We start from the raw sequence: 10,392 nt of genomic DNA on the forward strand, positions 1-10,392 counted from the left end.
TGGGGTGACGAGGCTGATCAAGCCTTCCAACAGTACCAGCCTGATCAATTACGGCGAGAGCTACCGGTCCGGAGATCGCATCAGCCCCTCTCTGCATATGCACGCGGCCGCCTGAATTGCCGATTTCGCTCAGCTGCTGCTGAATGGCGACGGCTTGCGGCGTATTCAGGGCCCTCTGCGTCTGCGCTGGCCACAACAGCGCTGGTGAATGTTCATTGTTGGGACGACTCACTCGGGTGGCAGGTGGTTGCCCTGGTCAAGCTCATCCGGCGAAGGGCGGATCTGCTGTTGGCTGGCAGCCAAGACTGGGGGCGGCGGCCCGAACTCCGGCGTCCCAGAGCTTGCGAAAGCCTCCGACACGCTTCCCTTGAGGTCATCCCGTCCAGCGGGCATCCCTGGGTTGCTGAAAAAAGACGAGGCGGCTTGATGATCCTGCCCTCGCTGAAGCACCTCGCGAAACCCCCTGTTCCAGTCGCAGAAGCTCCTCTGGTTTGGTTGGCGGCTCGTCAGCTCGACCATCGAACAGCGGCCGGAGCGCCTCGGACACGTGCTGCTCAAAGCCCACTCGCCGGGCCTGGACCGCTTGCCCGTCTTCCAAGCCGGCGTCCTGCACCTGCGACAAAGCTGTTACACGGGATGGATTTTTTCGCGGGGTCCACACCAGCCTCACATCAAACTGTATCGTCAAAGTCCTGCGCCAATTCACACAGCGGGTCATCGAGTTGAGATTCTGCGGAGAGCGCCTCCTCTGCTCCCGTCAAGGGCGCCGGCTCCGGGAGGGCGCCTGTCTGGCTTTCAAAGATGCGTTTCAGAATGCGATCCGAAAAATATCGCACCTTCCTCAATTTTAATGGTGGCAGACCTTTGATGAGAACAATCTCGTAGTCGTCATCGAGCAGCCGAACCTGTTCGGGACGCAATAGCGGTGCACCTTGATGTGAATTCTGAATGGTCCAGTCGAACGTTCGCGCCTGGCTGTGGGAAATCGATTTGGCTTCAAACGTGTATTCACCGATGGCCTTGGAAATGTAGTTCGGAGTCTCGTCATCAGCCGTGGCCATGAACACTTGCAGTCCGGTATTGCTGAGAAAATTCTGCTTGCCAGCCTCTCCATAAGCCCCCGTCAGTGCCGAAAGGCTTTGGATGATGAGCATGAAACGCCCCTTGTAGCCCGCGATAGTCGTGATTGCGGTCTCGATCGCTTCCAGCTTACCCAAGTGCTTGAACTCGTCGAGCAGGAAGAGAACCTCGTGCTTTTCATCCCGGCGGGCCAGCGACCGCTGCAGAATTGAAACGATTTGCTGAAAAAACAAGCGTATCAGAGGCGCGATCACCTCAAGGTCGTTCGGACCAACGCAAAGATAGATGCACGTTCTGCGACGGCGAAGATCATAGACCGAAAAGTCCGAGCGACTTGTGGCCGCCTTTACAGCGGGATCCGCCCACAGGTTGAGCCCGCCATCGCCGAGCACGGAAGTGTAGGAGGTTAGGATTTTCGTATCGTTCCCCGCCATGTCGTCGAAGATGCGTTGTGCCTCTTTGTTCTGGGTCTCCATGGCGAGTCGCGCGAAGAGCTTAAACTTCTCCCCCGGCTGGGCGAAGAGGTCATAGACGGCGCCGATTGTTGGCGTGCCCCGCTCGATGCAGGCAAGTATTCCCGCGACAAAGATATCTCGCGCGCCGCTGACGAAACCTTCCGCGCCCTCCCCCTTGGCCGTAATCAGGTTTGCGGCCAAGCGGCGGGCTTCGGTGAATTGCTGCTGTGGAGGCAACGCTATAAGATCCAACAGCGGATTGTAGCAGTTTGTGCGCCGCTCCGAATCCAGCGGCGCGAATTTAAACACGTCGTCACCTGCGGCTTTGCGCGCCCTCGAGGTGAGCTCAAAGAGCTCCCCCTTGACGTCCAGAGCTATCACCGAGCCTTTGAATGTAAGTAGCGTTGGAATGACTATGCCGACGCCCTTGCCAGCGCGGGTCGGTGCAACGATGAGGCTGTGAGGCTGCTCGCCATTGGTCAGGTAGTAGCCAGGCCAGAAAGGGCCACTTGTCTTCCCAAACACCGGCCCTGTCACGCCACGGTATCGTCGCAGATATCCCGTGCGTCGCATTTCATCCACTCGAGCCCAACGAGCCGTCCCGTGGTGTTCGAGCTTGCGGCGCAATACGATCTGCTGAATCAGCAAGACGACCGCGGACGTCGAGAGCACGATAGCCGCGCCCCGATAGAAAACGGGGGTTGCGAAACCCAAATAGAAGGGCGTCTCAAACCAAAAGGCACGGACATCAAACGCCATCAGAGCCTCGCCGCTACCGCCGTGGCGGAAGGTTGCGTAAAGACTTGCCGCACAGAAGCCCACGGCGAGTGAGCACGCGATGCTAATGGCTATGTTGGGGGGCGTCGTTTTTGTTGAAAGCATTGTTCCATTGCCGGATAGCCGTAGCTAATGCTGCGCGTGCTTCAGAGACCGAACCGGCGTCGCGCGATGTCGCCGCTCGACAGATCGATGCCGCAGCGGGTGGTGCGATGCTTGCAGCGCATCACCCGGCAGACGTGGTTTTTGAAAGTTACACTAAGCAGGTACGTCAACGGCCAGCGAATTGGAAACGGCAAGGCCGTAAACGGAATTCGGGAGAGAAAGCGTCACTGTACCATGGCCGAGACCTCAACGGCCGGAGCGATCTCTGCTTCTGGTGGCCTCCATTAGGTCCTCTCGGGCGTGATTGAAGGCGTGGTTTATGGACCGCCCGATTTGAGCACCCCGCTGCAGCTGTTCATAGGAGGTTTGCGGGCCTACTGTATCACGGACTGCAGCCTCAATACCTGCTATGTGGCCGTCCAGATTCGCACTCCGTTCCTCTGCTGCATGCTGCGGCGGCGGCATGTGCGGCAAGATGTCTTGCATGCCGGGAAAAACTGAGTGAGCTTGGGCCTGTTGATTTGCGTCTAACTGGGGATACATGTTGAGAATAGCATTGGATGCCATGTTTCTGACATTGCCATCCGGATCAGAAGAAGCCAATCCAATGGCCTGATCAAGAATGCGAGATTTATTTTCGTCAGTAAACTTACTGAAGTGTGGCGCAACATAATAAGTTCCGAGAGCTTGCGACGGCGGATCCATGTTGCCAATGCGATTAACAATAGCATCTTGCAGCCCTGGCGTTAGGTAATCGCCTAGATTACTGGCCGCTCCGACTTTCTGCAATGCTATGTCATCCGTGCTGTACCCCAATTCGGCTGTTAATGTCGCGGCCAGATCGATGGCTGATCGTCCAAGCCGATTGGTCCGCCTTTCAAATCTCGCGAGGTCAGTTTCTGGCCCGGGTTGAGTGCCCCGAACGGCTGTTCGCTCGTGCGTCCCGAGGCCTTTGAAGCCCCCAAGATTTCGCGCTGTATCGCGCGGGTTAGCGGTTACCAGCCGTTCTGCAACATCGCTCAATGGCCCCTCTGGAACGTCACGGAGGCTACTGCTCCCCACGCCTTGAGATGATCTTGCAGCTGCACGTGCCCGTTTGTTATCGCGATCCATTGCTCGCCTCCAAAGTAGTTATTCTACCCAATGAGGTTACCACCGAAGCTTGACCCGCTAAACCGATATGATGTTACAGTTGTAGTATGGCAAAGGGTTCCCAGCTCTGTGGGTCTGCCAAGTGCCCGTCCAAGCCGAAGAAAATACGATGAAGCTGGCATCAAATGCGATGTGAACTGCCCCGGGCATTCCGGTGGCCGTTTCGTTTGAGTCACGCGGCTATGGCTGGTTCATCCAACATGGCGTAGTAGCGTTCCTCGGCTTCGGCCGGCGGGATGTTGCCGATGGGCTCCAGCAGCCAGCGATTGTTGAAGCAGTCGACCCATTCGAGCGTGGCGAACTCGACGGCCTCGAATGAGCGCCAGGGTCCGCGTCGATGCATCACCTCGGCCTTGTAAAGACCGTTGATCGTTTCCGCGAGAGCATTATCGAAAGAGTCGCCGACACTGCCCACTGCGGGTTCGACGCCGGCCTCCGCCAAGCGCTCGGTGTATTGAATGCCGAACCCTAGAGAATCAGCCCTCAGAGCCTTTGGTAATAGACCGACCCCTCGCACCTGTTTGGGCTGGGTGTACAAGTCAGGTTTTCATCAGGTTGGACGAGTATGTCTGGCAGCCAGAGCGCGACCACTTCCGTGCCCGCCCGCTCGTCTGGCAGACACACAAAGGAGAAAGACATGCCGTCAGCTACAAGCAGCGCCATCGTTTCCTGCCGCAGATCATCGCCCATCCGGTCTGGCCCTCCTTCAGGTCCCCTTGGCCTGTGTCTCGTCGAGGAAATGGCCCGGGAGCGGGATCGTGGTTTCGTATGAGACAATCCGCCGGTGCGGCAACAAATGCGGTCCGCATACGGAGCCATTACGTCGCGGCACTTGATATTGCAGTGCAGCAAAGGTAGAGGGCCGCCCCTTATCGGAGTGTCGTCCATGGTCCTTACCAATACTGGTAGCGAGGCAGAACCCGTCGAACAGTCGAGCCATCCGGCAATCGAACAGCAAAGCCCCGAGGTGCTGATGCTAGGCGCGCTCGGCGTTGTCTATGGCGATATTGGCACCAGCCCGATCTACGCGTTCCGTGAGGCGCTGGTGGCGTCGTCGGGCGGCAATGTCGCCGAGCGCGGCGATATCCTCGGCGTTTTGTCATTGATCATCTGGTCGCTGACGATCATCGTCACCATCAAGTACATCATGTTCGTGCTGCGCGCCGATAACGGCGGCGAGGGCGGCGTGCTGTCGCTGATGGCGCTGGCGCGCGGCAGTTTCCCCAAGCGCTCGGCGCTGATGCTCGGCATCGGCATCGTCGGGGCATCGCTTTTCTTCGGTGATGCCGTCATCACACCGGCGATATCGGTGCTGTCGGCGGTTGAGGGCATGAATGTCGTCACGCCGACCTTCCAGCCCTATGTCGTGCCGCTGACACTGGTCATTCTTACCATGGTGTTTGCGGTGCAGCGCTTCGGCACGGGCGGGGTAGGATTGGTGTTCGGCCCGGTGACGGCGGTGTGGTTCCTGGCAATTGGCCTTTCCGGGCTCAACCACATCATCGCCGATCCGGAAATCCTGTGGGCGGTGAGCCCGCACTACATCGTCGCGTTTCTGATCAATTCGCCCGACGTCGCTTTCGTGACCATCGGCGCCATCTTCCTCGCCGTCACCGGCGCCGAAGCACTCTATGCCGATCTCGGCCATTTCGGCCGCAAGCCGATCGTGCTGGCCTGGCTGGCGATCGTGTTTCCCTGCCTGCTGCTCAATTATGCCGGGCAAGGCGCCTTCGTGCTGGCCAAGAATGGCGTCGTCGGCCATCCATTCTTCGAGATGAACGAAGGCTGGACGCTGATCCCGATGGTCGTGCTGGCGACGGCCGCGACTGTCATCGCCAGCCAGGCGGTCATCTCCGGCGCCTTCTCGCTGACCCGGCAGGCGGTGCAGCTCAATATGCTGCCGCGCCTGGAAATCCTGCACACCTCGGAGAAGCAGTCGGGCCAGATCTACATGCCGCGCGTCAATCTGTTGCTGGCGCTGGCGGTGATGCTGCTGGTCGTCGGTTTCGGCGAATCGAGCAAGCTCGCCTCCGCCTATGGCATCTCGGTGACCGGCAACATGCTGGTGACGACGGTGCTGCTGTTCGTCGTCATGACCCGGATCTGGAAATGGCGGCTGTGGGTGGCGGTCGCCATGACGGCGCTGTTCGGCTTCATCGATGTCGGCTTTTTTGCCTCCAACATCGTCAAAGTGTTCGAGGGTGGCTGGGCTTCGCTGGCGGTGGCCTTCACCATTGTGCTGGCTATGTGGACCTGGGTGCGCGGCAGCCGCTATCTGTTCGACAAGACCCGCCGCAACGAAATCCCGCTCGATTTCCTCGCCGGCAATCTCCTGAAGAAAAAGCCGCAGCTGGTGTCCGGCACCGCGGTGTTCCTGACGAGCGATCCACTCAGCGCGCCAACCGCGCTGATGCACAGCCTGAAGCACTACAAGGTGCTGCACGAGCAGAACGTCATCCTTTCGGTGGTGACCGCGCCGCAACCGGTGGTGCCCGACAGCGACCGGGTCAAGATGGAGACGGTCAACGAGCTGTTCATGCGGGTGACGCTGACCTTCGGCTACATGGAGCAGCCGAACATCCCGCGCGCGCTGGCGATCTGCCGCAAGCAAGGCTGGAAGTTCGACATCATGACGACCTCGTTCTTCCTGTCACGGCGTTCGCTCAAGGCCTCGCCCAATTCCGGCATGCCGGTGTGGCAGGACCGGTTGTTCATCGGCCTGGCGCGTACGGCGGCCGACGCGACGGAGTACTTCCAGATCCCGACCGGACGCGTCGTCGAGATCGGAACGCAAGTGACGATTTAGGGCATGCCGCGGTTGAGAAGAATCGGTGCTGTCACATTGATTGAGCGGTAAGGAAATTCAGGTAGCAGCGCGCCCGGCACTGTAAGTTTCAGCGGCTTGATGCAGCGATAGCTGGCCGGGACGGCTGTCACGCTGTGGCGACACACGCGATTTTGTTCCAGATTTGCATGGGGCGTTACGCAGGTCTCGATGTTGAGCCGATGACAGCGCATTGCAGGGAAAGTGAGCAGGTCGGCAATCGGATCATGGATGGAAACGAACCGCTGAAGCTGGCGTGCCGACTTGAAGCGTTTCATGATCCTTTCGCGTCGTCGGGTCGGCTGGTGCGAATTTTCCGCTCGATTATTCAGGCCTGTGTGCGACCGGTGTTCGACGCCGGGCATGAGGTCGCGCATGGCGGCATCATAGGATCGGAGCTTGTCGGTGATCATGATCCGTGGTGTCCGCCCTTGAGCTTTCAGCAACTTGCGCATCAGACGCTTTGCCGCCTTGGCATTTCGGCGGCTTTGTACCAGCACTTCGAGGACGAAGCCGTCCTGATCGACGGCACGCCGGAGCCACTGCTTCTTGCCACTGATAGCCACGACACATTCGTCGAGATGCCATTTATCGCCCAGGCAGCCGGCTGATATTGATCTCCTGGGCGGAATGCCGTCCGAATTTCTCCGCGCAGCTTCGAACGGTCTGATGCGTGACGATGATGCCGCGGGCCGCCAGCATGTCCTCAACCATGCGCAGGCTGAGCGGAAAGCGAAAGTAGAGCCAATACCGCGTGCGCAATGATCTCGGCGGGAAAGCGGTGGCGACCATAGAGCGGATCACGAGCAACTTCTGACATGGCCCAATGTACGCACATCTTCATAAGCTGTCGGTTGACTTTACGATGCCGCGCCAAGCGAGCAGCATCCGGCCGGCGGGGCCGACCCCGTCTCCCGGCCGTGAGCAGAACGGCATCGCGCAGGTGCCGCTTCATCCTCGACCGGCCAGCCTGCTTTGCCGTTACCGCCGCCGCCGAAAGCGCCAGGCGTTGCCGCCAGGCGCCGATCCGCCGGCAGCGGTTCGTTTCCACCGATGATCCGAGTGCCAACCAGTTCCACTTTCCCCCAATACCTGCGTAACGCCGCCATGCAAATCTGGAACAAAATCGCGTATGTCGCCGCAGCATGACAGCCGTCCCGACCAGCTATCGCTGCATCAATACGCTGATATCTTTACAGTGCCCGCACGCCTCTCGCGCGCCAACGGCCAGTCGGGTGTCGCGAATGAGGCGCGCTGAAGCCATCCGGCTCAGCCGATCATGGCGCTTCGGTTGCCGGGTTCGAGGTCGTGGCCTCTGCCGCTGCGCGATTCTAGCATTTGCGCCTTGGAGAGCTCTGCTTCAGCCTCGGCGAGGCATGGCTCGGCTGCGGTTCTCTGCCGCAGAAGGTCCGATTGCGAATTCTTGACGTTGTCACGACGTAGGCGAGCGGCCTTGGCGAACGTCGGATAAGCGAAATGATTGACATCGGAGATGCCGGCCTTCGTTTCCTCGGCGTTTAACTGGAAGTCCAGTTCTCGCGCCATGCGTTCGAAATCGGCAATCATGATGTCTAGCTGGTGCAACTGTCGCCGCTTCTCATTCACCTGAAATTGCTTCAGTCGGACCAGATTACCTCGTGGCTTCATGACTCGGTACTCCGGTACCCATTTCGTCCAATCAAACCGCTCTCTCCCCTTAACGTTAGGCCTACAGCGACTCTCACGTTTTCTGCTGCGAGCGGAAACATATTTTCCAAAATCCTTGGCCGATGGCTATGAGTTCAATGGCATCGACAAGCATGCGAGCGGGGGACTTAAGGGGCGGTAAAAAAAGGCGGAATAGGGCGATTTTCACAATGTCTGCATTGAACGCGTTGAGACCTGCGGCGGGCTTGACACACAAAGCAATCGTCAAGATTTGCGACATGGACGCCGGGGGGCATGAATACGCCCGCCGTCAGCTACACGCCCCCCGATTTCCGCCGCCTATTATCGCCCACGCGGTCTGGCTTTATTTCCGGTTCCGCTGAGCCTGCGCCTGGTTGAGGAAATGCTGCTGGAACGCGGCATCGTGGTTTCGTATGAGACAAGTCGCCGGTGGGGCATCAAGTTCGGGCTGGACTGCGCTCGCTGCTTGCGCCGCAAGCCGCCGTGCCGGAATGACGTCTGGTACCTGAACGAAGTGGTCGTCACCATCGCCCGGCAAAAAGCTTTGGTTGTGGCGCACCGTCGACCAGGATGGATATGTGCTGGACGAAATCGTGCAAAACCGCCGCAACACCAAGGCCGCCAAGCGCTTGCTGACGCGGCTGTTGAAGAAGCAGGGGCTCGCGCCGAAGCGCATGATCACCGACTAGCTGCGCTCGTATGGAGCGGCAAAGCGACAGGTGATGCCGGACGTCAAGCACCGGTCGCACAAGGGGTTGAACAACGGAGCGGAGAATTCCCATGTGCCGCCGCGAAAACGGGAGCGGATGATGCAGGGGTCCGATCGCCGAGAGGCCTGCAACGCTTCGTCTCGACCTTGTCAGCCCTCCGCAACCTCTTCGTCCCGCCCCGCCCCAAACGTTCTGCTCTCGCCATACATGTTCATCGCCTCAGCGCGATGGCGCTGGTGATATCACGACGCGTTTGTACCGCTCGACCTACGCCACAGGTGCCGACGCTGTGACGAGCTTCGTCGGTCGCGTGTCGAGTGACGGCACCGGGGACAATTATCGTCGACCGCAGTCCATTGCCCAGACCAAGGCGCTTCTCGGCGTCGGCACGATGGCAAATCGCAGCGTCACGATCTCGGCCGCTGCCCCTTCTGGCGGCGTGGACGGTGATTTCTGGGTGCAGCCGTAATGGCCCTTTACGTCAAAGCCTCCGGGGTCTGGGGGGCGGCCAGCGCCGTCTGGGTGAAAATCTCAAGCCTCTGGACCAAGGCTCGACAGGTCTATGTGCGCAGCTCGGGCGTCTGGGAGAAAATGTTCCCGATAGATCTGGTCTTCAATGGCACTCACGAAGACTCGACTGCCACGACCGTTTACACCCACACCAGCATTCCGCTTCTTGTCGCGCCACACGCTAATCGTCGTGTCATCGTGACAACTGAGACCACTGACACCGAAAGTGCAGTGACCGTCAACAGTATGACGATTGGGGGTGTGGCTGCCACCCTTCTCGCTCAGGTGGAAAGCATCTTCAATTCTGGTGTGGTCTATCTGTCAGTGTGGTCAGCCCTCGTGCCAACCGGTACGACGGCAACGATCGTGACCACGTATAGTGAGAGCGTGTTCCGTGACTACATGTCGGTCTATACGACCACCGATTGGGATGGTGTGGTGGGCACTGTTGCCTCTGACAACAATTCAACGGGTGGCCTGACAACGACCGTCAGCATTGGTGCCCTGGGCGCAGCGATCGCAATTGCGGGCAACGCCACCAAGGGGGCATCGGCACTGCGACATGGACCGGGCTGACCCAACAGTTCTCAAACACACCAGTCACGGATACAAACCACAGCGGAGCAATGGCCATAGCTACCGCCGCCCAAGCTGCCCTCACCGTAACCTGTGCCTACAGCACTACTCCAGCACTTGCCGCACTGCTGGTGGTTCCGCGGTGCGCAACTCCTGACTGGCGACGGCGTCGGCGACATGCCTTACGGACTCGTATTGCCAGAGCTTGTAATCGTCGACAAACCAGCCAAGTCGGCTCTCGATCGCCGTAGCAAGCTCGTTATAGTCGAGGCTGTCGAGGCCGAGATCCCGCATTCTGGTTGTCATCGAGACCTCTACTTTTTCGGCAACTAGAGCGTTGAGGGTTTTGAGAACCAGTTGTTCAATTTCAAGTAATGTCATCACTAATACATGCCTTTTGATTGCAGATTCAGGTAATGCAACCCTGATCGGGGCCCAACCCCCAAAACGAGGTGTGCCGTTGAAACATGTTCTTGTCATTGACGATGATGCCGCAATGCGGCGCCTCATCGCCGAGTATCTCACGATGCATGCC

Annotated in this window: 7 protein-coding genes and 5 pseudogenes; 5 read left to right on the forward strand and 7 right to left on the reverse strand. The window is 59.0% G+C overall.

Going from position 1 to position 10,392, the window contains the following annotated elements:
- Positions 1 to 671: 671 nt before the first annotated feature.
- The 3 genes and pseudogenes from virD4 to NKH19_RS32365 all read right to left on the reverse strand — a co-directional run.
- Entirely contained in the window at positions 672 to 2,417 is a 1,746-nt protein-coding gene (gene virD4 / locus NKH19_RS32355) for a type IV secretion system ATPase VirD4 (RefSeq protein WP_023766569.1), read from the reverse strand.
- Between the two features lie 246 nt (positions 2,418 to 2,663).
- Entirely contained in the window at positions 2,664 to 3,440 is a 777-nt protein-coding gene (locus tag NKH19_RS32360; RefSeq protein ID WP_352983766.1) for a hypothetical protein, read from the reverse strand.
- 301 nt (positions 3,441 to 3,741) lie between these two features.
- Positions 3,742 to 4,029: pseudogene (locus NKH19_RS32365) on the reverse strand (IS3 family transposase); the annotation flags it as partial.
- Positions 4,030 to 4,455: 426 nt separating this feature from the next.
- Between NKH19_RS32365 and NKH19_RS32370 the strand changes: the two are divergent.
- Entirely contained in the window at positions 4,456 to 6,375 is a 1,920-nt protein-coding gene (locus NKH19_RS32370; RefSeq protein ID WP_023766567.1) for a potassium transporter Kup, read from the forward strand.
- Positions 6,376 to 6,502: 127 nt separating this feature from the next.
- Here NKH19_RS32370 and NKH19_RS32375 read toward each other — a convergent pair.
- The 3 genes and pseudogenes from NKH19_RS32375 to NKH19_RS32385 form a co-directional block, all read right to left on the reverse strand.
- A pseudogene (locus NKH19_RS32375) lies at positions 6,503 to 7,213 on the reverse strand (IS6 family transposase).
- Positions 7,214 to 7,288: 75 nt separating this feature from the next.
- Positions 7,289 to 7,540: pseudogene (locus NKH19_RS32380) on the reverse strand (DUF1403 family protein); the annotation flags it as partial.
- A 122-nt stretch (positions 7,541 to 7,662) separates the two neighbouring features.
- A complete protein-coding gene (locus tag NKH19_RS32385; protein ID WP_023679574.1) occupies positions 7,663 to 8,040 on the reverse strand; it encodes a hypothetical protein in 378 nt (125 codons plus the stop codon).
- A 294-nt stretch (positions 8,041 to 8,334) separates the two neighbouring features.
- Between NKH19_RS32385 and NKH19_RS32390 the strand changes: the two are divergent.
- From NKH19_RS32390 to NKH19_RS32400, 3 genes and pseudogenes are all read left to right on the forward strand, one after another.
- Positions 8,335 to 9,064: pseudogene (locus NKH19_RS32390) on the forward strand (IS6 family transposase).
- Positions 9,061 to 9,240, forward strand: a complete 180-nt coding sequence (locus NKH19_RS32395) for a hypothetical protein (RefSeq protein ID WP_031194388.1) — start codon at positions 9,061 to 9,063, stop codon at positions 9,238 to 9,240. The pseudogene NKH19_RS32390 and the gene NKH19_RS32395 overlap by 4 nt, the downstream one beginning before the upstream one ends.
- Positions 9,240 to 9,857 carry a hypothetical protein gene (locus tag NKH19_RS32400; RefSeq protein WP_023737119.1) on the forward strand — a complete coding sequence of 206 codons (618 nt, stop codon included), beginning with the start codon at positions 9,240 to 9,242 and terminating at the stop codon, positions 9,855 to 9,857. The genes NKH19_RS32395 and NKH19_RS32400 overlap by 1 nt, the downstream gene beginning before the upstream one ends.
- Positions 9,858 to 9,962: 105 nt before the next feature.
- On the opposite strand, the gene NKH19_RS32405 is transcribed toward NKH19_RS32400, so the two are convergent.
- A complete protein-coding gene (locus NKH19_RS32405; RefSeq protein WP_352593620.1) occupies positions 9,963 to 10,337 on the reverse strand; it encodes an acyl carrier protein in 375 nt (124 codons plus the stop codon).
- Between NKH19_RS32405 and NKH19_RS32410 the strand changes: the two are divergent.
- Positions 10,318 to 10,392, forward strand: a pseudogene (locus NKH19_RS32410) (DNA-binding response regulator); the annotation flags it as partial. The gene NKH19_RS32405 and the pseudogene NKH19_RS32410 overlap by 20 nt on opposite strands.

The sequence above is a fragment of the Mesorhizobium sp. M1338 genome (genome assembly GCF_040318045.1).
Classification (GTDB): Bacteria; Pseudomonadota; Alphaproteobacteria; order Rhizobiales; family Rhizobiaceae; genus Mesorhizobium.